Source organism: Coprobacillus cateniformis, assembly GCF_009767585.1.
Lineage (GTDB): Bacteria > Bacillota_I > Bacilli_A > Erysipelotrichales > Coprobacillaceae > Coprobacillus > Coprobacillus cateniformis.
The window spans coordinates 972,864-998,288 of record NZ_WSNW01000001.1; the positions used below are offsets into that span (position 1 = coordinate 972,864).

General features: G+C 31.7%; 24 protein-coding genes. 4 read left to right on the forward strand and 20 right to left on the reverse strand.

Going from position 1 to position 25,425, the window contains the following annotated elements:
- Positions 1 to 2: 2 nt before the first annotated feature.
- The 5 genes from GQF29_RS05020 to GQF29_RS05040 all read right to left on the reverse strand — a co-directional run bounded on the left by GQF29_RS05020 (position 3) and on the right by GQF29_RS05040 (position 6,122).
- Positions 3 to 1,280 carry a PTS sugar transporter subunit IIC gene (locus GQF29_RS05020; protein ID WP_008790034.1) on the reverse strand — a complete coding sequence of 426 codons (1,278 nt, stop codon included), beginning with the start codon at positions 1,278 to 1,280 and terminating at the stop codon, positions 3 to 5.
- A 141-nt stretch (positions 1,281 to 1,421) separates the two neighbouring features.
- Positions 1,422 to 2,135 (reverse strand): GntR family transcriptional regulator, encoded by a 714-nt coding sequence (locus GQF29_RS05025; RefSeq protein ID WP_008790035.1) that lies wholly within the window; start codon positions 2,133 to 2,135, stop codon positions 1,422 to 1,424.
- A gap of 72 nt (positions 2,136 to 2,207) precedes the next feature.
- Complete coding sequence (locus tag GQF29_RS05030) at positions 2,208 to 3,593, reverse strand: glycoside hydrolase family 1 protein (protein ID WP_054689320.1); 1,386 nt, start codon at positions 3,591 to 3,593, stop codon at positions 2,208 to 2,210.
- A gap of 286 nt (positions 3,594 to 3,879) precedes the next feature.
- The gene (gene gltA / locus GQF29_RS05035; protein ID WP_117598887.1) at positions 3,880 to 5,274 is read right to left on the reverse strand and encodes an NADPH-dependent glutamate synthase; all 1,395 of its coding nucleotides are present in this window, start codon (positions 5,272 to 5,274) and stop codon (positions 3,880 to 3,882) included.
- A complete protein-coding gene (locus GQF29_RS05040) occupies positions 5,274 to 6,122 on the reverse strand; it encodes a sulfide/dihydroorotate dehydrogenase-like FAD/NAD-binding protein (RefSeq protein ID WP_008790038.1) in 849 nt (282 codons plus the stop codon). The genes gltA and GQF29_RS05040 overlap by 1 nt, the downstream gene beginning before the upstream one ends.
- 138 nt (positions 6,123 to 6,260) lie before the next feature.
- On the opposite strand from GQF29_RS05040, the gene GQF29_RS05045 reads away from it, so the two are divergent.
- On the forward strand, positions 6,261 to 7,049 hold the full coding sequence (locus GQF29_RS05045) for a Cof-type HAD-IIB family hydrolase (protein ID WP_054325541.1): 789 nt from the start codon (positions 6,261 to 6,263) through the stop codon (positions 7,047 to 7,049).
- Between the two features lie 35 nt (positions 7,050 to 7,084).
- Here GQF29_RS05045 and GQF29_RS05050 read toward each other — a convergent pair whose 3' ends face one another.
- Together GQF29_RS05050 and GQF29_RS05055 are read right to left on the reverse strand one after the other, a co-directional pair.
- On the reverse strand, positions 7,085 to 8,875 hold the full coding sequence (locus tag GQF29_RS05050) for a glucose PTS transporter subunit IIA (protein ID WP_054325542.1): 1,791 nt from the start codon (positions 8,873 to 8,875) through the stop codon (positions 7,085 to 7,087).
- 4 nt (positions 8,876 to 8,879) lie between these two features.
- Complete coding sequence (locus GQF29_RS05055; protein WP_008790041.1) at positions 8,880 to 10,346, reverse strand: glycoside hydrolase family 1 protein; 1,467 nt, start codon at positions 10,344 to 10,346, stop codon at positions 8,880 to 8,882.
- 118 nt (positions 10,347 to 10,464) lie between these two features.
- Here GQF29_RS05055 and GQF29_RS05060 point away from each other — a divergent pair, with 118 nt between their 5' ends.
- Complete coding sequence (locus GQF29_RS05060; protein ID WP_008790042.1) at positions 10,465 to 11,475, forward strand: AraC family transcriptional regulator; 1,011 nt, start codon at positions 10,465 to 10,467, stop codon at positions 11,473 to 11,475.
- A 176-nt stretch (positions 11,476 to 11,651) separates the two neighbouring features.
- Here GQF29_RS05060 and GQF29_RS05065 read toward each other — a convergent pair whose 3' ends face one another.
- Entirely contained in the window at positions 11,652 to 12,329 is a 678-nt protein-coding gene (locus tag GQF29_RS05065) for an ABC transporter ATP-binding protein (protein ID WP_054325543.1), read from the reverse strand.
- Between the two features lies 1 nt (position 12,330).
- Positions 12,331 to 13,815 carry an ABC transporter permease gene (locus GQF29_RS05070; RefSeq protein ID WP_117598888.1) on the reverse strand — a complete coding sequence of 495 codons (1,485 nt, stop codon included), beginning with the start codon at positions 13,813 to 13,815 and terminating at the stop codon, positions 12,331 to 12,333.
- A 138-nt stretch (positions 13,816 to 13,953) separates the two neighbouring features.
- On the opposite strand from GQF29_RS05070, the gene GQF29_RS05075 reads away from it, so the two are divergent.
- Positions 13,954 to 14,259: a Dabb family protein gene (locus GQF29_RS05075; RefSeq protein WP_008790045.1), complete on the forward strand. Its 306-nt coding sequence runs from the start codon at positions 13,954 to 13,956 to the stop codon at positions 14,257 to 14,259.
- A gap of 1 nt (position 14,260) precedes the next feature.
- Here GQF29_RS05075 and GQF29_RS05080 read toward each other — a convergent pair whose 3' ends face one another.
- From GQF29_RS05080 to GQF29_RS05105, 6 genes are all read right to left on the reverse strand, one after another.
- Entirely contained in the window at positions 14,261 to 14,770 is a 510-nt protein-coding gene (locus GQF29_RS05080; RefSeq protein ID WP_008790046.1) for a flavodoxin domain-containing protein, read from the reverse strand.
- Positions 14,767 to 15,234 carry a MarR family winged helix-turn-helix transcriptional regulator gene (locus GQF29_RS05085; RefSeq protein WP_008790047.1) on the reverse strand — a complete coding sequence of 156 codons (468 nt, stop codon included), beginning with the start codon at positions 15,232 to 15,234 and terminating at the stop codon, positions 14,767 to 14,769. Before GQF29_RS05085 ends, GQF29_RS05080 begins: the two co-directional genes overlap by 4 nt.
- Positions 15,227 to 15,619, reverse strand: a complete 393-nt coding sequence (locus GQF29_RS05090) for an FMN-binding protein (RefSeq protein ID WP_054689326.1) — start codon at positions 15,617 to 15,619, stop codon at positions 15,227 to 15,229. Before GQF29_RS05090 ends, GQF29_RS05085 begins: the two co-directional genes overlap by 8 nt.
- A 94-nt stretch (positions 15,620 to 15,713) precedes the next feature.
- A complete protein-coding gene (locus tag GQF29_RS05095) occupies positions 15,714 to 16,940 on the reverse strand; it encodes an HdeD family acid-resistance protein (RefSeq protein ID WP_008790049.1) in 1,227 nt (408 codons plus the stop codon).
- Complete coding sequence (locus GQF29_RS05100) at positions 16,937 to 17,287, reverse strand: NusG domain II-containing protein (RefSeq protein ID WP_008790050.1); 351 nt, start codon at positions 17,285 to 17,287, stop codon at positions 16,937 to 16,939. Before GQF29_RS05100 ends, GQF29_RS05095 begins: the two co-directional genes overlap by 4 nt.
- A 3-nt stretch (positions 17,288 to 17,290) precedes the next feature.
- A complete protein-coding gene (locus GQF29_RS05105) occupies positions 17,291 to 17,902 on the reverse strand; it encodes a VanZ family protein (RefSeq protein WP_017144095.1) in 612 nt (203 codons plus the stop codon).
- 207 nt (positions 17,903 to 18,109) lie between these two features.
- Here GQF29_RS05105 and GQF29_RS05110 point away from each other — a divergent pair, with 207 nt between their 5' ends.
- Positions 18,110 to 18,433, forward strand: coding sequence for a PTS sugar transporter subunit IIB (locus tag GQF29_RS05110; protein WP_008790052.1), 324 nt, complete (start codon positions 18,110 to 18,112; stop codon positions 18,431 to 18,433).
- 53 nt (positions 18,434 to 18,486) lie between these two features.
- Here the strand turns inward: GQF29_RS05110 and GQF29_RS05115 are convergent, their stop codons facing one another.
- The 5 genes from GQF29_RS05115 to GQF29_RS05135 form a co-directional block, all read right to left on the reverse strand.
- Entirely contained in the window at positions 18,487 to 18,843 is a 357-nt protein-coding gene (locus GQF29_RS05115; protein ID WP_008790053.1) for a DUF5684 domain-containing protein, read from the reverse strand.
- A gap of 302 nt (positions 18,844 to 19,145) precedes the next feature.
- On the reverse strand, positions 19,146 to 21,815 hold the full coding sequence (gene adhE, locus GQF29_RS05120; RefSeq protein WP_008790054.1) for a bifunctional acetaldehyde-CoA/alcohol dehydrogenase: 2,670 nt from the start codon (positions 21,813 to 21,815) through the stop codon (positions 19,146 to 19,148).
- 140 nt (positions 21,816 to 21,955) lie between these two features.
- Complete coding sequence (locus GQF29_RS05125) at positions 21,956 to 22,897, reverse strand: calcium/sodium antiporter (RefSeq protein WP_008790055.1); 942 nt, start codon at positions 22,895 to 22,897, stop codon at positions 21,956 to 21,958.
- A gap of 177 nt (positions 22,898 to 23,074) precedes the next feature.
- Positions 23,075 to 24,361: a branched-chain amino acid transport system II carrier protein gene (gene brnQ, locus GQF29_RS05130; RefSeq protein ID WP_008790056.1), complete on the reverse strand. Its 1,287-nt coding sequence runs from the start codon at positions 24,359 to 24,361 to the stop codon at positions 23,075 to 23,077.
- A gap of 49 nt (positions 24,362 to 24,410) precedes the next feature.
- Entirely contained in the window at positions 24,411 to 25,340 is a 930-nt protein-coding gene (locus GQF29_RS05135) for an AEC family transporter (protein ID WP_008790057.1), read from the reverse strand.
- Positions 25,341 to 25,425 lie beyond the last annotated feature (85 nt).

A 25,425-nucleotide genomic window follows, 5' to 3' on the forward strand; every position in this document is an offset into this window, starting at 1 on the left:
ATTTAAGCCTCAGTTTGTCCAACTTGTTCTTGTTTTACCAATTGTTTATCATACATTTTTACAAATGGTAAGTAGATAAATGTTCCAATAATAACATTGACAATTTGTACAACTGCTCCCATTGGTGAACCAGTAATCAACCAACCTGAAATCAATGGAGGTGTTGTCCAAGGAATATCTGCACCTAATGGATAAGGGCATAATCCTGACTGCATGAATCCCCAAGTCACAAGCACAAAGACAGCCATTGTCACAACCCATGGAATCAATAACATAAAATTCAATACAACTGGTGACCCAAACACAATAGGTTCAGAAATATTAAAGCATGCTGATCCAATTGATAATTTACCCACAGCTTTTAATTGTTCACTCTTGGCACTGATTAAACAAGCAACAATCAAAGATACAAATTGCATCCAAATGAAACCTGTAAAGAATTGACCAGTAAAAATGTATTGAGGTGATTGTCCACTCTGTACAGCAGTTAAGTTTGCAATCATGGCCGCATTCCAAATTGGCGTCATAACAGAACCAGCAATATTTTGTCCATGTAACCCCATAAACCATAAAACCTGAATAAAAACAACAATAATAATTGAAGCAGGCAAACTTGTTCCCAATGCCATCAATGGTGTTTGGAAAACATTGAAGAAGAATGTATGTACATCTCCAAAAGAAGTAAATGACATTCCATACCTTACTGCTGCAAACACTAAGAATGTTGCTAAAGCTGGAATCAGCATTTTAAATGGTTCAGCTACCATTGGTGGTACTGACTCTGGCAATTTAATCGTCATTTTAGAGTTCATTAATTTATTATAAATAACACCTCCACCAAAACCGACAATCATTGCAGTTAATAAACCTTGTCCTCCTAACCATGTCATGGGAATATATGCAAATGCACCTTCCTCATTCCAACCCATAGGAGTCACAATTAAGAAACAGCAAATCATAACAATAGCTCCAAAAATACCTTCATGTTCTTCTTGTCTTGTATAATAATAACCAATAACACCAGCCAAGAATAATGCAACGATGCTTAATGTTGCACTTGACATGGCATCCAAGAAAGTAATAATCTCATTCAAAACATCAGCAGGAACAACATAATCAATGAATGGGAAATACGAAATAATTAATGCAATTGACCCAGCAATAGTCAATGGCATAACAGCAATAAATGATTTTTGCAATACCTTTAAGTACTTATTATTTGCAATCTTAGAACCTATAGGCATTAAAATACCTTCTAACTTACTTTGGAATTTATCCATACCTTTCTCTCCTCCTCATTACTAAATGTTATAACATTACAATGTTATTATAGCACAACTTATCAAGAATGCAATACTTTTATGTTAGAATGTTATAACATTCTAACATAAAATAAAAAATAAGATACTCAGTACCTTATTTTATTTCAAATCTATAACAAGTTCATATCCATTTGCAACATATCTAGAATATGTGTACTCAATTGGTATATCTTCAGAACTGCCCATACGAATACGATTCATAAGAGCCTCATTTCTTGTAACACCAAACATTTCTTTTTCTTTAGCAGTCATAAGAGCAGCAGTGATTTTCTCTTTAACATGTGTAATTGGATAGCCTGCTTGTTCAAGTTTTGCATACATAGATCCACTAAAATCTGTTTGATCATCTACTGGAACAATTGGATTGATATAAGACTCATAATGAGTCACAGGTTTTTCATCCACATATGTTTGACGAGTTAATTTCAAAACTGGTCGATTAACTGAGACTCCAAAGAAATAAGCAACATCAATAGGAGGTGTAGCATATTCAACGCTGATCACTCTTCGATCATTTGCATTATTTTTTTCTTCCACACCATTAAAAGAAGATTGAAAAGAAGTTGCTACAGTATTTTCACGCTTTAAAACAATAGTGCCTTTCCCTCTTTTTCTGGAAATCAGTTTAGCATTAATAAGTTTGTCCATAGCCTGACGTACTGTTACTCTAGAAACCTCAAACTCTTCCATCAAAGCCATCTCACTTGGTAAAACTTCACCTTCTTTGTAATCACCATTAAGAATGCGCGATTCCAAGATATCATAAAGCTGACTCCATAATGGTTTTTGTCCACTTTGAAAACTTAATTTCATGTTACTCCCTCTCTTCATTATAACTTCTTTTTATTATACACTATATTACCAATTTTTGTAAACTCTCATATATTATTCTTCAAAACCGTTAACTTTAGTTACATATTCGAACCAATCTGCACTCTTTTTACGTTTTGTTTCACCAGATTTCAAATCATATTCATAAAAACCATAACAATTTTTAAACTGATTCGATGGTGACCACAAATCAATAAATGACCACATATTATAACCTACAAGATTAACCCCTTCCTGTATTGCTTTATGAGCCCATTTTAAATGTTTCTTTACATAATCAATACGATAATCATCTTGGATTTGTCCTTCTTTATTCCTAAAACGATATTCATCCTGAATACCCATACCATTCTCTGTAATTCTCATTTCTGGATTTCCATATTTTTCTTTCATCAATATTAATGTATCATAAAGACACTTTGGATAAATCTCCCAGCCACGATCAGTATTCATTTGACGTCCATGCATAATATAGAGTTCACTAAATGAATCAAATGTTATTGGTGCTTCAGAATTTCTTTGATAAGTAGGACATTTCACTCTTTCAGGACTATAAATATTTAAACCTAATACAGAAATTGTATTGTTCGCTATGAAACTAGCATCCTCTTCATGAACTTCTATGTGAGCACCATATTCCTTTACAAAGGCTAACCATTCTTCATTAACTTTACCAAGTAACAAGGGTTCCTCATAAGACAATTGCATCATCAATTCCACACGATGCTTTGCTAAAAGATCTGCAGGATGCTGACTCCTTGCATAAATATGTCCATGATTCAATACAGTTCCTATTTTTCCTTGATAGTTTCCTTTCTTAAACACATCTACAACCTTTGCATGAGCAACAACCATGTGATAAATCGCATTGCTTGCTAAATTCCAATCTAATAAATTTGGATAGCACATATCATTTTGATACTTAAACATCACATCCACAATTGGTTCATTATATATATACCAGATATCTACATAATCACTAAATAGTTCAAAACATTTTTGACAATAATAAACAAACGGTTCAATAACATCACGTTTCGTAAACCCACCTTGCTTTTCAAACATTAAAGGCATATCAAACCAATATAAAACAATTGATAGTTCCATCCCTCTTTTTTTAAAAGATTGAAACATGTTCCTATAAAACTCGACAGCTTTTTGATTGATAGTTTTACCATCAGGTAACAATCTTGCCCATAGGATAGATGTTCTAAAACTGTTATGACCAATATCCTGAGCCAATTGAGCATACTTTTCATAATCCTCATACCAATTTAATGTTTCACTTGGACCAACCTCATTAAAAAAACGTTCAGGTGATAAACGATAGTATTCGTCCCATACTGTTGGTGCCTTCCCATCTTTATCAAATGCTCCTTCTGTTCCTTGAGCCCAAACTGCACTACCCCATTTAAAATTTTCTGGAAATGTATATTTCATATTTTTATCCTCTCATAATGTTAATTTTATTGTAATGTTATAACATTATGACTATAATATATCATATATCTTGAAATTGTCAATCATTTCCACAGTATTATTATTTCTTTTTCATCCGCTATCAAATATTTAACTATAAAGACTGATTTTTCATTGATGACAAATAACTGGTAAGAATACACAATATAGGATATCGACTTATATAATACAAATCGGGGATAAATCAAAAAGCTTACTCTTATAAAAGTCATAAGAATAAGCTTATCCAATCTTTATAACAAGAAGATTATCTATCTTCTTTTTTTAACGCCTCATCAATTGCTTGAGCAGCTGTTTTTCCAGCACCCATTGCCAAAATAACAGTTGCAGCCCCTGTCACAACATCGCCACCTGCATAAACGCCATCTTTAGACGTTTTCATTGTTTCTTCTTCAACAATAATTCCGCCCCATTTTTGCGTATCTAAACCAGGTGTTGTTTGTCTAATCAATGGGTTTGGACTTTGTCCAATGGAAACAATAACTGTTCCTGTTTCAATAACAAAGTTAGACCCTTCTTTAACAACTGGTCTTCTTCTACCGCTATCATCAGGTTCACCAAGTTCCATTTCTACACATTCCATTGATTTCACCCAGCCATCTTCACCTTCAATCTTCACTGGATTTGTTAATAACTTAAAGATAATACCTTCTTCTTTTGCATGATGAACTTCTTCAGCACGAGCAGGTACTTCCTCAGCACCTCTACGATAAACAATATATACCTCTTTAGCTCCTAAACGTTTAGCAGTTCTTGCAGCATCCATCGCCACATTTCCTGCTCCTATGACACACACTGTATCACTTATCTTAACAGGTGTTGGATGATTTGGAAATTCATACCCTTTCATCAAATTGACACGTGTTAAAAACTCGTTAGCAGCATAAACACCATTTAAGTTTTCGCCTGGGATTCCCTGAAAACGTGGTAATCCTGCCCCACTTCCTACGAAAATAGCTTCGTATCCTTGTTCTTGTAATTCATCAATTGTTATTGATCTTCCCACAACAACATTGGTTTGAAAATCAACACCCATTTGTGCAACTCCATCAACTTCTTGTTGAACCAAAGCTTTAGGCAAACGAAATTCAGGAATACCATAAGAAAGAACTCCCCCAGTTTTATGCAATGCTTCAAATACTGTAACATCATAACCTCTTTTGGCTAATTCCCCAGCACATGTAATTCCTGCTGGTCCACTTCCTACAACAGCAACCTTTTTACCATTTTTCTCAATTTTTATGTTTGTTTTTTGTCCATGATCACGATGATAATCAGCTACAAATCTTTCTAAACGACCTATACCGACTGATTCACCTTTAATAGCACGTACACATTTCCCTTCACATTGATTTTCCTGTGGACAAACACGTCCACAAATTGCTGGTAAGGCATTTTCCTTAGTAATAATGGCATAAGCTTCTTCAAAATTTCCTTTTGCCACTTCTGAAATAAATTCAGGAATAGGAACACCCACAGGGCATCCTTGTTTGCATGGCTGATGTCTACAATTTAAACAACGTGTTGCTTCTTCCATTGCTTGTTCTTTTGTATAACCTAATGAAACCTCATCAAAATTCTTATTTCTTACATCAGGTTCTTGTTCAGGTATTTTTACTTTTTCCAATGACATATTTGGCATTACTTTACACCTCCCATTAAGTTACACATACGGTTTGCATTCTCACTCACAGTATGTTCTTCTTCTTTAAACATTCTTTGACGGGCAATCAATTCATCAAAATCAACTTGTAGACCATCAAAATCAGGTCCATCAACACAAGCAAATTTAATCTTTCCATCTACACTTACACGACAACATCCACACATACCAGTTCCATCAATCATAATCGGATTTAATGAAACAGATGTTTTGATGTTATGTGGTTTTGTAACACCCACAACTGCTTTCATCATTGGTACAGGTCCAATCGCAATCACTTCATCTATATCTTCACCTTTTTCAATCAAGTCAGCTAAGACTTGTGTAACAAATCCTTTACGTCCTAAAGACCCATCATCAGTTGTAATATAGACATTCTTACAGAACTTTTTAAATTCATCAGCCCATAAGACATATTGAGTTTCTCTACCCCCAATAATAACATCTACATCAACACCCATTTCTGCCAAAGCTCTCAATTGTGGAAATAGTGGTGCACTTCCTACCCCACCTGCAACACCAACAACATGCTTTGATTGATGTAACTTTGTTGGTTCACCTAGTGGCCCAACAAAATCTGTTAACTCATCACCTTCATTTAAATTTGATAATTGTTGCGTAGAATAACCAACAATTTGATATATAATAGTAATCGTTTCTTTTTCACGATCAAAATCAGCAATTGTTAATGGGATTCTTTCACCATCTTCACCAACTCGTAAAATAATGAATTGACCTGGCTCACATTTTCTTGCTACAAATGGTGCATGAATCTCCATTAATTCAACAACATCATTTAGTTTCTCTTTACGTATAATTTTATACATTCACATCATCCCCTCTTCATAGTTGTGTTGTATTATATCATATAGTCATATTTTCCGCAATACGACATTGTTTTTTCTTTTATTAAAACTTGACCTATTCCTAATTTATGGATATGATATTTAGGAATGGAGGAAATTATGGATACAAAACTTATATTCTTTGATATAGATGGAACAATTTTAGATGAACATACTCATACTGTTCCACTATCTGCAATCAATGCTATTAAAAAAGCTCAACAAAATGGCCATCAATGTTTCATCAATACTGGCAGACCACGCTCTACAATAGATAAAATTATCACCGATTTACCTTTTGATGGTTTTATTTGTGGTTGTGGAACCTATATTGAGCATCATCACCAAGAACTCTTTCATACTGAACTCAGTGAAGAACAAAGACGACTTGTCATTCAATCATCATTTGAATGTAAAATTGAAGCAGTTCTTGAAGGCAAGGAAGGTGTTTACTTTCCTGAAAACTGTCAACATTCTTTCATCAAAGATATCAAGCATCAATATGAACAAAATGGTTTCCCAGTCTATACATATTCAAAAAATGATTTGATTATGTTTGATAAATATGCTGCTTGGTATTATGAAGACTCAAAAATTGATACATATCGCGAAACTCTTTCACCTTATTTTGAAATCATTCAAAGAGATGTTGATTTCTTAGAAATTATCCCACTGGATTATTCAAAAGCAAGTGGAATACAATTCATTACAGATTATCTTGGAAACTCTCTAGAAAACACAATCAGCATTGGCGATTCTACCAATGATATCGCTATGCTAAAATATACAAAAGATTCTGTTGCTATGGGGAACAGTAATCCATTACTTTTTGATATAGTCACATATATAACAAGTGATATTAATGATGATGGTATTAAAAACGCATTAAAACATTTTAACATTATTTAAAAAAACCTATTTCATATCATAGGTTTTTTTGTGATTTATTTCTTAATAATCATAGTTTCTTTTTCTTTATCAATACTTATGCTTTGATAATTCTGACTATTTGTACAGATAATGAGAGTCGTTATATCATAGTTGGCTTTCTCAATGCTTTTAAAATCAACTTTCATTAATCGATCTCCTTTTTTGACTTTATCCCCCTGTTTAACGTAACTTTCAAAATACTGACCATTTAATTCAACTGTATCAATACCAATATGAATAAGTAATTCTTCACCTTGTTTCGTCTGTATTCCAAGCGCATGCTTCGTTTGAGCAAGCACTACAATTGTACCATCGCATGGTGCATAGATATATTGATCATTTGGAATAATTGCATAACCTTTTCCCATTTTTTCATTTGCAAACGTTTCATCAGCAACCTGATCTAAAGATATCATTTTCCCTTTTACAGGCATTTCTATAACAAGATCAGTTGTCTTTGCTTTGCTCATTCCTAAAATATAACTCAGCACTGCAGCAATCATAAAAGTGCTCACAATACAAACACACATTAACAATAAATTTGCAATTGTTCCATCTGGATTTGCATAGACTGGTAAGGATGTAATTCCTGGCATAACAAAGGCAAAACATTTGGCTCCTAAAAGAGTTGTAAGAGCTCCACCAATACCATTAGCTACCATCGCCGCAATTAGTGGTGTTTTATTTACAATATTGACTGTAAACAATGCAGGTTCTGAAATTCCTAGAAATGCTGAGAAACTTGTCGTGAGGGCAGCAGCTCTCATCTTGCTATCTTTCATATGTAAGGCAGCTCCTAATGATGCTCCTGATTCAGCCATATTATGACAGAATGAAATAGGTAATAGGTAATCATAGCCAAGTGTTGTTATATTTGTAATTTGAATCGGCGATGTTGACTGGTGCATACCACATGTGACAATAAGTGGCATAAAGAAGCCTAGTAAGAATCCTGCCAAAACACCAAATGTGTCAAACATCCATACAATACCATCAGCTAAATAAATACCGCCATACGCCCCAATTGGAGCCAAAATCAGATATGTCAAAGGAATTGTAACAAGCAATGACACCGTTGGAACAATGACCATTTTTAAAACATTTGGAATAAATTTGTCTATAAAACGATAAACCATGGCAAGTAATCCAACTCCTAAAATAACTGGAAATACAGAATCAGCATACTTAAAAACCGGAATAACAAAACCCAAGAATGTAAAAGGGCTACTTCCAGCATCAACGGCTGCCACAAAAGTTGGATACATCAAAGCTCCAGCAACACAGATTCCTAAGTATTCATTCACTTTTAATTTCCGAGCAGAAGAAATAGCCAATAAAAATGGTAAGAAATAAAATGGAATATCTGAAATCAAATTCAGTATCACAAAAGTTCCACTATCAGTAGCTACCCAGCCAAAGCCATCAATCATAGCAATAATCCCTTTTAACATACCGCCTGCCACTAAAGCTGGTAAGATAGGAGAAAAGATACCAGTAACGATATCAAGAATTTTCTGAATATCAAATGTCTTTGTTGTTTTGACTTCATTATCATTCAAACCTCCTAAAAGAGGTTCTATCTCAATAAAGACATCGGCTACCATTGGTCCAATAATAATTTGATATTGATTATTTTTAATCTGTGTTCCAATAACACCCTCTAAATCCTCAATAGCTTTCATATCAGCCAATTCATTATTTTTGAGATTAAATCTTAACCTTGTTACACAATGTAATGCAGTTGTAATATTATCACACCCACCCAAAAAAGAAACAATCTGTTTTGCAAGTTCTTTATTTGTCATATGTCTAGTCCAGTTCCTTCCCATTAGATTTTATACATTTTTGATACCAATAAAAACTATCCTTACAATAACGTTTCCCTGATCCTTGTCCACCATTATCCAAATCAACATAAATAACACCATAACGCTTATCAATAGTTAAAGGCCCACAAGAAACAATGTCAATAATTCCCCACATCGTATAACCAATAATATCAACTCCATCAATAACTGCTTCCTTCATTTGAGTAATATGTGATTTCAGATAATCAATACGATAAGAATCATGAACAGTTCCATCACTTTCTAATACATCAGTTGTTCCCAAACCGTTCTCAGCAATCATTAATGGCAATCGATAACGATCATACATCTTATTCAACGTCACTCTTAATCCTATTGGGTCCATTTGCCAGCCCCATTCACTGGTATTTAAATATGGATTTTTATTTGCCATAATCAAATTTCCAGCTGTTTTTTCCCAAGTCTGATCACTCGTTGAAACTTGTGAAAAATAATATGAAAATGATAGGAAATCTACTAATCCTGATTTGAGAATCTCTGAATCTTTGATATCCATATTAATATGGATATCAAACATATCAAAATATCTCTCCATATATTGAGGATATTCACCACGCACCATAACATCAGTATAAAACCAATTCCCATACTGTTCATCCTGCAATGCTTGTAAAGCATCCTCTGGGCGACATGTGGCTGGATAAGTTTCAAATCTCGCAATCATTCCACCAATCATAACTCCTGGTAACATTTCATGACATAATTTGACTGTCATAGCATTCGCAATCAATTGGTGATGCAAACATTGGAATATAGCCTGATTCATATTTTCTTCTTCATCTTGAATTAAGCAAACACCATCCCAAGGTGCAAAACGACCAGCATTAAATTCATTAAAAGGTAACCAATAATCAACCAAATCCCCCAGTTCTTTAAACAAAGTTTCAGCATAGTGAACATAAAATTGAATAGTTTGACGATTTTTCCAACCACCATATTTTAAAACAAGATTAACTGGAATATCATAGTGTAAAATTGTTGCAAAAACTTTTATACCTTTTTTATGACATTCAGCAAACATATCTTTGTAATAATTGAGACCTTCTTGATTAGGCATTAAATCGTCACCATTAGGAAAAATTCGTGACCAACAAATAGATGTTCTAAATATTTTCATTCCCATTTTATGAAATAAATCAATATCTTGTTTATATTGATGATAAAAATCAATCCCTCTACGATTTGGATAATATGTCACATCCATGTCTTTTAAAGCTTGTTCAAATTCTGCTTTAGAAAACGGACACTTGTGGTGTTTTTCTTCAACCTGTTCACGATTCCAAGATGGATCTAAATAGCGTAGATCCTGTGTAGAAATACCTTTTCCTCCATCTAGGAAACCGCCATCAGCTTGCGAACATGATATTGCTCCACCCCATAAAAAATCTTTATTAAATCCTGTTTTCATATTTTCTCTCCTTTTCATTGAACTAGCTAGTTTTCAATGTTATTATAACAAGAGAGATAGTATTTGAAAATATCACATTATTATATTATTTATATCATTTTCACAGTTAGGAGAGATTATGAATATTCAAGATTTAGATGAATTCTTACATATTGATACTTCAGGAGAAAAATGGCATTTAAAGCATCCTGGTGAGCTAAGTCCATTTTATGCTCACTTACCACTTCACAATTATCAAAATATGCAATGTTATTATTTTGATTTTGCCAATACTTTAAAAACGGATCAAATTGGTGTTGTTAAAGAATCACGATATACGACTATCCCACCTCATTATCATAAAGATATGGAATTAAACTATATATACGAAGGAACTTGTACTTTTATTATTAATGGGAAAGAAGTTACCATGAATCAAGGTGACTTATGCATTCTTGATACAAATGTTGTTCATAGTGCAACAAGTTATAAATCTGCTAATGATATTGTGATTAATATTGTTTTTAAAAAAGAGTTTTTTAATAGCGTTTTTTTAAGCCGTTTATCACAAAAAGGAATTATCACAACCTTTTTACTAAACGCAATATCTAAAAATCGTCATCATAATCAATATATTATTTTTAATACTCAAAACAATTTTAAGTTTCATACACTTATCCAATTTTTACTTTGTGAATATTTTGGTCCTAGTCGCTGTTTTAACGAATTAATGCAAACCTATGTTTCAGCTATATTCCTTGAATTAATTAATACTCTTTATGATGACCAAGACACGAACTATAATGACAAAGCCAGTCAAGATATCCTCATTCCTATTTTAAATTATATAGAAGAAAATTATACACATTGTAAATTAGAAGATGTTTCTAAAAGATTTGGTTATAATCCTAATTATCTTAGTAATCTTCTCAAGAAAAAAACAGGGATGTCTTTTATTGAAATAAAAACATCACAGCAATTAACTGAAGGAGCATTTCTACTTACAAACTCTCAACTGACTATTAATGAAATCATCTATAAAGTAGGTTGTAATAACATCAATTATTTTTATAAAAAGTTTCATACGATGTATGGTATGACACCAAAAGAATATAGAACAGTTGCTAATGAACTATCGCATACATTTTAACTAATAACATGACATTCAAAAACAAAAAAAGAACGTGGGGAGACGTTCTTTTTGATTATAGACGAATATATGTTTAGGGAGAGGGGTCGCCTATAGTTTGTATTATTTGTCTTTTCTTAAGACACTTATACTATAACCCAATCATATGAATTCTCTGTGAACAGATATTCATATTTTTAAATTTTTTCTAGCTGTCCTTGATGAATTTTTAATTGAATATCTAAGCAGGCTGCAAAATCTTTTGAATGTGTAACAACAATAACACATTTATTTTTTTGGTGAGCTAAATTCATAAATGTTTGTATAATGCCCCGTGATGTTTCCTCATCTAAATTCCCAGTTGGTTCATCACATAGAATCAAATCAACATCCTTAGCCATAGCACGTGCAATAGCAATTCTTTGTTGTTGCCCACCCGATAATTTACGAATATCACGTTGACTTTCATCTTCGCTCAAACCAAGTTCCTTCAAAATATTTAAAGCATATTCTTTTTTGTTAGGAACTATTATACCTGATATTTCCATAGCATTTATAACATTTTGAACTGCATTCATATAAGTAATCAAATTGTATGACTGAAAAACAATAGAAACATTATTTTTTCGATATTTTGTAAGTCCTATTTTTTCAATATCTATACCTTTATATAAGATATGACCAGCCTTAGGTCTATCTAAACCACCTGCTAAAACAAGTGAAGTTGTCTTCCCACTACCAGATGCCCCAACAATAGCGTATATCTTTCCTTTTTCAAATTGATATGAAGCATTTTTTAAAATGTTAACTTGGCTTGAGCCATCTTTATAGTGATAACAAACATTTTCAAATGATAATACTATTTCATTATCCATGTTATCCCTCCTTCTTCACTAATATTTCTCTTGGTGACATTCTTAGAATATAAATTGATGGTAAGACAACAGATATTAAACATATTAATCCTGTAATTTCAGCAAGTTGAATAACTGTTGATGCTGTTAATGAGACATCCAACTCAGTATTTGCTGATGATGTCATAGCAGTTCCAAAGAAATCCAGTTTACCTGAGTTCTTGTTATTATTTTCTCCTTGATCATCACCATTAGAATTATCACCTGGTATTTCCATAATCATATGATTATTTTCACTTTGACTAGATTCCAACATTGAACTCACCACATTAGAAACCATCTTTCCTGTTCCTAAAGACAATCCAAAAGCCACTGTTGCAATCATTAAGACCTCTAATAATTGTTGTAGCATAATTTTTATTTTAGATTGCCCTAATGACAGGAAGACTCCAAATTCATAAAAACGTCCTCGCATAGTTAATATTAAAATTAAACAGAGAATTGCACTTCCAGCACCTACAACAACCCACAGAAATATTGTAGCGAACTGTTCCATGTTTTCTAATGAAGATATACTTCTTTGATAAATTTGGTCATTAGCATCCAATGTATATGTTTCAAAATCTATATCTGATGATGTTTGAGCTAATTCTTTGAAGGCATCTATATGCTTAGGATCATCTAAATAATAAGTCGCACTGGTCATTTCTGTAGTACTATTATTTAATTTTTGAGCAGTCAATAAACCTGTGTAAATTTGATTGATAGGATTTTGACGATTACTCATCATTCCACCTAACTGACTTGTTGTCTTAATCTCATAAATACCTACAATAGTTAATTTAACATCAATATCTTCATTATCACTATTGGTTGCTGTCACTATAAATGAATCACCAACCTTTAGATCGTTATCTGTTGCAAGATTAGATTCAATAACACAGTTTGTTGTTGATGAATCATCCTCATTCAAAAGACGTCCACTTTTTAAAATATAATTTTGATCAACAAAATCAGACAAATTTATCATCGTTGTATTCCCTACAACAGTGAAATCATTTTCATCCATCATTCGAGGTTGACTCACTTGATTAGTTTGATTATTTCCACTAGGCCTCTGCTGATTGGTATTAGAAGATATCGATGTTTCTGTCTTCGTCATCTCAACTGGTTCGACATCCTCACTTGTCACGCCAACACTCACTGTATAATTATAACTCTTTACATACTGAAGTGATTTTAATTGGTCAGCCATGGCAATAGTAATACTACTTATTGCCTCATCCATAGCTGCACCTTTATCTCGATTCTTCATCATATTTTGCATATTATAAGAAAGAGTCACATCACTGCCTAAAGAAGTCCTCACTTGATCCATAGATTTAGATGTTGCACTTTTAATTGCTAATCCTGAAATAACAAGATTAGCAATTACACACATTAAAACAAATAATAATATTGTTTTACCAATATTCTTTTTAATGCTTAACAATGCATTTTTTACCATTCCAATTCCTCCTTTATACATTTATAGTTTAAGAAGGTAATCTATGAAAATAATCAAGACATTGTGTGAAAAAGTAGGAATAATCTTTTATAGTTATGAAAAATCATATATAATATTTTTATTGAAGGAGGGTTTCAAATGATTAAACATATTGTTTGTTTTAAATTAAAGGATAACAGTTTAGAAAACTGTCAAAAAACATATGATATCTTAATGTCAATGAAAGGAAAAGTTGAGATGTTAAAGGATATCCAAGTTGGTATTGATTTCTTACATAGCGAAAGGTCCTACGATATTATATTAGAAACACTTTTAGCAGATGAAAACGCATTAGATGCATACCAAAATGATCCTTATCATTGTGATGTTGTCAAAAAACATATGCATGCTGTGAGAGAATCAAGCATAGCAATTGATTATTATATAGAAGAAAAGCAGAGTTAAATTAACTCTGCTTTACTGTTTCTATAAGTGGCAAAATATCACTTTCCTTAGCATAATTATGTGAATGTGCTATAGCCTCCATCATGCCTATCTCTTCTGCTGTTTTATCAGTTTTTTTCTTCAATGAATTATACATCATTTTTAACATCTTCTTTGAGAAAAATCCTAATTTATCATAGTCTAATCCAGCTTCAAAATAATAGAATGGGACATCTTTTCCAAATTGGGAAAGATTATCATTCTTTATTTTGTCAACAATCTCTGTTGCATCCTTTGAAATAGCTCCCGTTGCATAAATAATTGTTTTCTGACCTTGAATATATGGTTTAAAGTCTTTTAAACCATTCATTTTACCAGCCATTAGTCCTGCACCATAAATAACCAAATCATATCCTTCTAATGTTTTCAATTGATTTAAGGGAATAATATCACAGTTTAAAGCGGTTTGAATCCATTTGGCATATTGCTCAGAAAAACCAGTTTTACTCTTATAAACAACAATTATTTTCATTCTTTATTCTCCTTAATTTTTATCAAATTATTTTCCATCATTTTTATAACTTGTACTGTATCAGCAATTTGTTGTGGTGTTAATCCACTATATAAGTGCTTCATAAAAGCCATTTCCTGCTTTTCATATTTAACTTTCAAATCATTCATCTTATTGGTTTGTTTAATTCTCATTTTACGCTTATCTGTTTGATCACTTACAGTTATAAGAAACCCTTTTTCTTCCAGTTTGTTAATAATTTGTTTAACATTTTGATGTGAACTTCCCATCACTTCTGCTAATTGATTAACAGTAGGTTCTTCATCTTGGAAAAGACTTAAACAAATTAATAAGAAAAATTGTTTACACGTAATTTCATCATAAAAGGAATCACCTGCTGCTTGTAATCTGTTTCCAAACACAAAAAACAAACCAAACAAAATACGCTCATTATCCATCCCTTCTAATAATTGATTTCTATCCATTTTTATGCACTCCTTTTTGTAAAGCCTGACTTACAGCACTTTTAATAATTTCACTTGAATATGTTGCTCCACTTTTTACATCAACTTGATAGTTATTTTTCTGTATCATTGTTTTGACAATCTCTTCAGCAGGTTCTCCAAAACCATTATCATGCTGTAGGATTTCTATATTCTTCAGAGAATGATTTTCAACAGTTACATTCACTTTCACTTTGATTAACATTGTTTCAATATGACCTTCATATGTTCCATCTACAACATCATTCATAACAATATTAGCATATTCCAAATTTTGCACATCTTCTGTCTGCTTTTGAAACATCCAAAAGATAATGCAACCCACAATAACGATAACTCCTAAGATAATTAATAATATTTTTTTCATGCTTCCTCCATATAGGTAACACATTACCTATATAAGTAATATATTACATATATTTAATTTTGTCAATAAAAAAGATAAACCTTTAAGTTTACCTTTATCTATATAATGTTTTTAGCAAAACTCTTGAATTCTCCTTTTTAGCCTCTTCTTCAAAATAACTAAAATAAGTTCCAGGAGTTATAATACCATTCATATTCACAATATCTATACCAGATTTCCCAATTATATGGTCCGCTAGTAAAACACAATTATTTGTCATTACAAAATAATATTTAAAACGCCCTTTTTTAAATTTATAAAATGAAGCTTGTGTTGCTTTATATAAACGACTGGCATAATCATCTACATCTTTATTCAATTGGCAAGGAGGATTCCACGATACTAAATTATCTTTGAATGTAGAAATTGTTTCTTCTATACGCTGTTTTTGAATTTCATCTAAATATAATGAATAGCCAAAAATATGGCTCGTTGAATCATCCTGACAACAAAATGTGATATAAGTTTCTTTCTCAACTGTAAAGAGAACACCATCACCAATAGCACCAAATAATTGAGTAGAAGCTTCATCATAAGCCCCATAAGCAATAACTTCACCTTGATAGCAGATATCAACATGACCAATTGCTCCAAAACCCTCTTTACTAACATGAATCAAAACCTCTAAATCAGATTTCCCTTTATATTGAATTGATTCATCTTTCACCTCTAATTGTTCATTAATATATTCAATAAATAACCTTGGTAACAAAGCAGCAATAAAGTTAGGCATAGATACTCTTATACGCCTCTTTAATGTATTCTTACGATCTTCTGATAAAAGTTCACGAATTGCCCTACCAATATACTTCATTCCTAAATAAATGGTATAGACTGCAAAAATATAAGTCATCTCAATGGCATGTATACCTGGTGATAAGATAAATGTTATACCTACCACTAAGAGTACCACTGATGCGATTAAAAAAACCAATCGACCATTTACCCTCTCTTTCCTATAATAACAATAAGTAATCAAATAAGAAAAGCCTGTCATACAAATATATAATGCAAATAATACAACAACTAGGGATAATGGTAACTGCGGAAACAAAAGAAAACCTAAACCAAATCCAATTCTCATAAACGTTTGTATAAGATCGTGTTTATTTCCCTGAAATAATCTCACTAAACAAAAGAGTGCATCCACAAGAATAAATAATCCTAAAAATACAACAATCATATACATAAAGTATGATGAAAAAGAAAAAGCAAGTATACCAATAAAAACAAATAGTAAACCTAATAAAAATATAAGAAAAAAATAGAATTTATTTTTCATTCAAATTGTTCTTCTGTTCCTGCCTGAATGACATAAATATCATTTGGTATACACACAATAGAACGTGAACTTCCTTCACTTACCCAACCAACCTTTTCACAATCATGATTCGGACACTCAACATTGACTGCATGATATTTCTTATCTTTGACTTCTAAAGAAAATTTTCCATAATCCCCATCAAATGTATAAGTTTTATCAATCGAAATATCAATTTTCTCTATAACTTCATTATGATAATAGATTTCAATAACATCTTTTTCTCCCTGCATCATTTCAAATATAAAATATCCAATTCCAATAACAACCAACAATCCTATAATCAATATAATATCTTTCTTTTTCATAAACTATTCCTTTCCAACTAAACAATATATATGAGAAAGTGGAAAACACTTTAATAAAAAATACATTAATGTTGCTCCAGCAACATTGAGTAAGAAATCATCAATATCTCCACTTCCAATTCTTAAATAAACTTGTAAAATCTCTACACTCAAAACCATCATAATAATAGTTAAGATAAACCATCTTATTTTCCTTAGTTTAGGAAATAAAACAGGTAAAAAATAAGCCATTGGCATAAAAACAAGCATATTTCCTAATAGGTTTCCTAACAATGCTTCTAAAGTTACAACACCTTTTTGATAACCTCTAATAAAGAGATGAATTGTCTCAAAAGGGTCTAAATTTACATTATATTGAAAATAATCTTCAAAACTTAATGTTGCTTTCATAACTTTTCTTCCAAAGTCTGGATCTAGAAACAAAATATAAAACAAATTGAGACAATAAAGAATAAATAAAACCCAATGCATCTGTAAAAAACTTTTTTTCCTCTTTTCTTGATTTTGATAATTTGAATCAAAATAAACATATCCAACAATAGATGTTGTTTGAATCATAATTAATATTACTTTTTGCATTAATGTCAATTTTAATTCAATTGATAATATATACATAAACTGCATGCCAAAACTAATGACAATACATAACAAAAAAACATATTTTAATCGCTTAAGTATCTTTTCCATAAACATATGTTAAGGGAGACAGGAAAATAAGTCAATAAATTTATAAATGTTTATTCATTATTCTTTCATTCTATTTTTATGCGGTGTATAATATATATAGATATAGAATATGATTGACAAGGAGGAAACAACAAAATGTTAAAAATCATGTTAGCATGTAGTGCAGGTATGTCAACTAGTTTACTTGTAACTCGTATGCAAAAATCTGCTGATGAAAGAGGTATTGAATGTAAAATTTGGGCTGTTAGTGAAACAGCACTAACAACTGAATATGGAAATGAACCATGTGATGTTTTATTAATTGGTCCTCAAGTTAGATTCCGTTTGAATGCTATTAAAGAACAAACAAAAGGTGAAGTTCCTGTTGAAGTTATTGATATGCGTACTTATGGTATGATGGACGGTGCTAAAGTTTTAGACCAAGCTTTAAAAATGTATGAAGATTGGAAAAATAAATAACCCCTAGTCATTATAAAAAGAGAAGTGAGAAATCACTTCCCTTTTTATTTACATTAAAAATAACAAGCAGCTGAGCCATGGTATTTTGAATTTCCAAAAGCAAGAATAAGTATAAAAATAGGATAAAAAAATATCAACCCTAATGTAAATAATAATCCATGTTGAAAAACAACTGATAGTCTAAAAAGAATATAAATCAAAATAAAGATATTAAATATCGGAATAAGCATTGTCAAAACTAGCCAGCCACTTCCCAGTGTTAATTTGCAAAAGATATAAACATTGAAGAGTGGAATAATTGCATACCAACCTTTATATCCTGCTTTTTTAAAAATAGACCACCATGCAATCAAAGATACAATTGAAATTAATAAACCACCTGTCATCATGATTTGATAAACATCTTGCATAAGAAACCTCTCCTTTTTTCCATTATATAACAAGAGCAGAGAAAGTATATAAAAGAAAATTTTTATTTTATACTGGTTATCCCTTATTTTACCCAATACGTATATACTTACGAACATGTAACTGTATTTTCATTAAAACACATTAAGGACATACGGAAAAAGAATAATCAAAATAAATCAATGCTTTTAACACTTTAAAATCTTATATATTATGAAATGAGTACATGTACACGTATCATTTTATGTTTCAAAATTGACAAGAAAAAAGTACTACAAATCAATGTAGTACTTTAAATCTTTTATTATTTCTTTGGAGTTTCAGTAGCAAACTTAGATTCATAATCATAGATCATTCTTAAGATGGCTTCCATATCATGTACCATTGGCATTCTTGGATTTGCTGGAGTACATTGATCTTCATAAGCATTCATAGCCATTCTATGAACTGATTCTTCCCAAGCAGCTTTATCGATACCTTGAGATTTAATGTTGCAAGCAACACCAACTTTTGCACATAATTCTTCACATGCATCAGCAAACATAGCAACACCTTCAGCAGGAGTTTTTGGTTTTAATCCAATTAATTGTGCTAATTCCATGTATTTTATATCTGCTTTATAGTTTTCAATCTTTGGCCAGATATTTAATTTTGTTGGGATAGTTCCATTATATCTAATCACATGTGGTAATAAGATACCATTAGTACGACCATGAGGAACATGCCATTCTCCACCAATCTTATGAGCTAATGAGTGGTTCATACCTAAGAATGCATTAGCGAATGCCATACCAGCGATTGTTGCTGCATTATGCATTTTTTCTCTTGCTTCTGGATGATTATTTCCTTCTTTTACTGATAATTCTAAGTAATCAAATACTAATTTAACAGCTTGTTTTGCCCATCCATCAGTGAAATCAGATGCTAAGATAGAAACATAAGCTTCTACTGCATGAGTTAATACGTCAATTCCAGTATCAGCAGCAATTGATGCAGGTAAACTCATTACGAATTCTGGATCAATAATTGCAACTGTTGGAGTTAATGAATAGTCAGTTAATGGATATTTTTTATTTGCTTGTTTATCAGTGATAACTGCAAATGGAGTCACTTCAGATCCAGTTCCTGATGTTGTTGGAATACAAATCAATCTTGCTTTCTTACCTAATTCAGGGAATTTAAATGCACGTTTTCTTATATCCATGAATTTTTGTTTGATATCATCAAAGTTCACTTCTGGATGTTCATACATTAACCACATAACCTTTGCAGCATCCATTGAAGATCCTCCACCTAATGCAATAATAACATCTGGTTGGAATTTTCTCATGATTTCAACACCTTCATTAACTGTATCAATACTTGGATCTGGTTCTACATCAAAGTATAATTCCATATCAACTTTGTTACGTCTTCTTTTAATAACATCTTCAATCTTATCTACATAACCAAGATTGTACATACCTCTATCTGTTACAATCATAGCTTTTTCCATGACTTTCATGTCTCTTAAATATCTAATTGAATTTCTTTCAAAATAGATTTTTGGAGGAAGTTTAACCCATTGCATATTGTTGTTACGTCTCCCTATTCTCTTAATATTTAATAAGTTTACAGCACTTACGTTATTAGAAACTGAGTTGTGTCCATAAGAACCACATCCTAAAGTTAATGATGGAATAAATGCATTATAAACAGACCCAATACCACCAAATGTAGATGGTGCATTTTCAATAACACGAATTGCTTTACATTTTAAACCAAATTCAACTGAAATATCATGATTTTGAGTATGAATTGCAGCTGAGTGCCCTAAACCATTGAATTCAACCATTGCTGCTGATTTTGCAATACCATCTTCAGTAGAAGTTGCTTTTAAAACTGCTAATACTGGAGATAATTTTTCTCTTGTTAATGGTTCATTAGGACCAACTTCTTTACATTCAGCACAGATGATTTGAGTATCTTCTGGTACTTTGAATCCAGCTTGTTCAGCAATCCAAGTTGCATCTTTACCTACAACGTTAGGATTTAATTTTGCTTCATTCACTTTATCAGTGTAAGAAGTACATCCAAACATAAAGGCTTCAAGTTTTGCTTTTTCATCAGCGTTTACAAAGTGAACTTTGAAACGTGTAATTTCTTCTTTAAATTCCTTGTAAATTTCTTGGTCAACGATTGCAGCTTGTTCAGAAGCACAGATCATACCATTATCAAATGATTTTGATAAGACAATATCGTTAACAGCTCTTTTTAATACACAAGATTTTTCAACATATGCAGGAACGTTACCAGCACCTACACCTAAAGCAGGTTTACCACAAGAGTAAGCAGCTTTTACCATTGCATTACCACCAGTAGCTAAGATAGTTGCTACTCCAGGATGATTCATCAATGCAGTTGTTGCGTACATAGAACGTAATCCTAACCATTGAATACAGTCTTCAGGAGCACCTGCAGCAATTGCAGCATCTCTTACAACTTTTGCAGCTTGAACTGAACATTCATATGCTGATGGATGGAATGAGAAGATAATTGGATTTCTTGTTTTTAAAGAAATTAATGATTTGAAGATAACTGTAGAAGTTGGGTTTGTTGTTGGTACAATACCACAGATAACACCAACTGGTTCAGCGATTTCTGTTACACCAGTTAAAGGATCTTCATTGATAATTCCTACAGTTTTTAAATGACGAAGATTACTTGTTACATATTCGCAAGCGAATAAATTTTTTACAGCTTTGTCTTCAAAAACACCTCTACCTGTTTCTTTGACTGCAGCTTCTGCTAATACACCATGTTGGTCTAACCCAGCAACAGAACATTTTGCAACGATGTAGTCAACAGCATCTTGATCAAAAGATTCAAACTTATCAAGAGCCACTAATGCTTTTTGAACTAACTCATCAACATGTTGATCAATTTGTTCATTAGTTGGTTCTTCAACTTTTTTTACAGCTTTTTTTTCTGCCATTTTTTTTCCTCCAAAAAATTTTATTTTATTTTACATCGTTAATATACTATATTCCTTGTGAAAAAACAAGCAAGAGAATATAAAAAATAAAAGGAAAAGGCTTACATATGTAATGTAAACCCTTTCCCTCGTGAATTTTTTTACAAAATATATACCAAATAACAGACATATGATATTAACATTATAAAAGCACCATACTTTTTCAATTTCATATCTTTGCCAATAAAGATCATAAACATAACAATTGCTACAATGGCAATCAAGCCATCTAATAAGAAATTCGATGCAAATGGAATACCATGAGGAGCAACTAGAGATGCTGTCCCTAATACAAATAAAATATTAAAAATATTACTTCCAATAATATTTCCTATTGCAATATCATTTTTTCCTTTCAAAGAAGCACTTACAGATGTTACTAATTCTGGTAAAGAAGTTCCAATAGAGACAATTGTTAATCCAATAATGCGATCACTGACACCAAATGATTGGGCTATTGAACTCGCTGCATCAACTGTAACCTGACTCCCGATGACAACACAAATAATACCTAATACAATCAAAACAATCAGTTTCCACATACGATCATTATCATCTAATTCTGGCACATCATCTATAGCACTATCATCACCACGTTTTGTGAGGCGATATAAATAAAATAAGAACAATAGGAAGAACATCCATAGGATACCTCCATCCACCTTTGTAATACTACCATCCGGATATCCTAAGAACAATAGAGCAATTGTAATAACAATGACAAATGGTGTTTCAATAAAGAATGTTGATTTTTTGACTGCCAAGACACCAATCATGCCAGAAATACCAAGGATTAATAAAACATTTGCAATGTTACTTCCAATAATATTTCCAATCGCAATACCAGCTGTGCCTTTATAAGCCGATGCTATACTGACTGCTGCCTCTGGAGCACTTGTCCCAAAAGCCACAATTGTTAGCCCAATAACTATTTGAGGAATATGTAACATAGCAGCAACCTTGGATGCCCCTTCCACAAAAACATCAGCACCTTTAATCAATAATATAAATCCAACCACCAATAAAATAATATTTAATAACATCGTTTCCTCCCTTCAAAAGAAAAAGACACATTTATCTCATTTTATGAAACAAAGGTCTTGTTTATCACTCTTATCAATGACTTATCATCATAACCAAAGCATAAGTGTTTACATATAAATAGTATATCATAAATATAGAGTATTTTAAAGAATATAAGAGAATCATGAAAAGATTCCTTATTCTTTTTGAGTATTCACACAGATACTTAAACATAAACCAACAGCAGAAAAAATAATCCATCCTAATGATTGATTATACAATGGTATAGAATGCAACCATTGATAATTCAATCCCAAACTAGGTAATAAGCCAAGAATACTTCCAATACCAGTCAATAACATAGTGATTTGATAAACATATGTATATTTATGAATCCAAGGGTGTAAAAAAGCTAAAACGATTAAAACAATTGATAATGGATAAAGAAAATTTAATACAGGAACAGAAACTTGAAGAATCATATCTAACCCAATATTTGAAATGATCATACTCAAGCCAGCAAAGAGAAATGCCCATTTCTTATAACTAATTTGAGGAATAATTTCATAAAAATATTCACTACAACAACAAATCAAACCAATGCAAGTATTTAAACAAGCAATAAAGAAGGTTGCACCTAAGATAATAACTCCTGTATTCTTAAACAAATATTCAACAAACTGCATCAATGTTTGTGCACCATTTGAATGGTAACCATTGATATTACCAGCCAATCCCCCAATATGCAACAAAGCACAATAAACCAATGTCAAACAAAACCCAGCAATCAAGCCAGCTTTCATTGTTGAAGAAACAATCGTTTTTGAATCATGAATCCCTTTACTTTGAATATTTAAGGCTATAATAATCCCAAAATTCAATGCAGCAATGGTGTCCATTGTTTGATAACCATCTAAAAAACCTTGTATCAAAGAATGACTTGTATAAGGTTCAATGCTTGTTCCATATTGGAAAGTTCCTGCAAAAAAACTCCCAATAAATATAATACTAATTAAACATAAGAGAATTGGACATAAAACCTTACCTAAACGATCTGATAACTTTTCTGGGTTTAAAGCCATATACAACGCTATACCAAAAAATACAAATGAATAAATAAATTGAGCAATTTTTCCATAATTTCCAATAAAAGGAACAATTGTCATCTCAAATGATGTACTAGCAGTTCTAGGAATAGCTAAACAGGGCCCAATTGATAAATAAATAAGCAAAGTAAAGACAAATGCAAACTTTGGATGTACACGTCCAGCTAATGGCTTTAGCCCACCAGCCTTAGCTACAGCAATGACACCCAATACTGGTAAGCCAACTGCACTGATTATAAATCCGATCATCGCAAACCAAGCGAGTCCTCCTGCCTGCTCCCCTAAAAATGGTGGAAAGATTAAATTTCCTGCCCCAAAAAACATCGAAAATAATGTTAACCCTATAAACAAGAGTTCTTTTCTCTTTAATGTCTTCATAATTACACCTCAGTGTTTATTATTGTAACAAAATAAGAAAAGAATACAACTAAAATAATTGATAAATCATCACCATCAAAGGCATACTCACAATACTAAAAATAACACTCATAACATTCATAATACTGGCATATCCAGGATGTTTATTATAAAGTTGTGCAAATTGCGTTATTGTTGCAGCAGCAGGTGCACTTGCTGCTAAAATTGTAATCAAGAAAATTTGATTTGCATCAGATGAAATTGTTGATAATCCTGTGAACTGAAAGACCAATACAATGATAAATGGATAAACAATCAATCGCATAAAACAAATAAGATATGTTCTCTTTTCACTAAAGATATCTTTAAAATTCATTTCACCAATTAACATCCCAATAACAATCATTGCAAGTGGTCCAATCATGCTTCCTACTTTATCAAAAGTTGTCACAACCAATCCAGGTAATTGAAACTGAGATAAAAATAAAATAATTCCAATCATAATAGCAATCACATTGACATTTAAAAAAATCTTTTTTATATCATACTGCCTCTCATTACATACTAGACTTTTTGCATGTGTCCATAATAATATTGTTTGAACAATCATATATCCACTTGTATACAAGACCCATTCTTTCCCTAAAATAGCACCCACCAAAGGAATAATTAAATTACCAGAATTCGAATAAATAACAGTCGCTTTTTCAATAGGAACAAACCCAAATATTTTACTCAATAACTCTGTTAAAGGAATATAAATAACATGGACAATAAAAGCTCCTAATAAAGCCAGTCCTAAACCAAATAATTTATCTGGTGTAAATTCAATCATAAAAGATGTGAGGATAGCACAAGGTGAAACAACAAACAAAATAACTTTTGAAATAACTTTACTATCCTGTGTACTTAATGTTTTTGTTTTGACTAACATAAAACCTAAAAAAATCATAATAAATAACTGACAAATTTGTTGCATTAATAAAAAACTTAGTTCCATAATTAACCTCCAACCCAATCAGTATAAATTTATTTCAGGGTATATTCAACTGATTCAATAATAGAATTCACCTAATTTGAAAAAG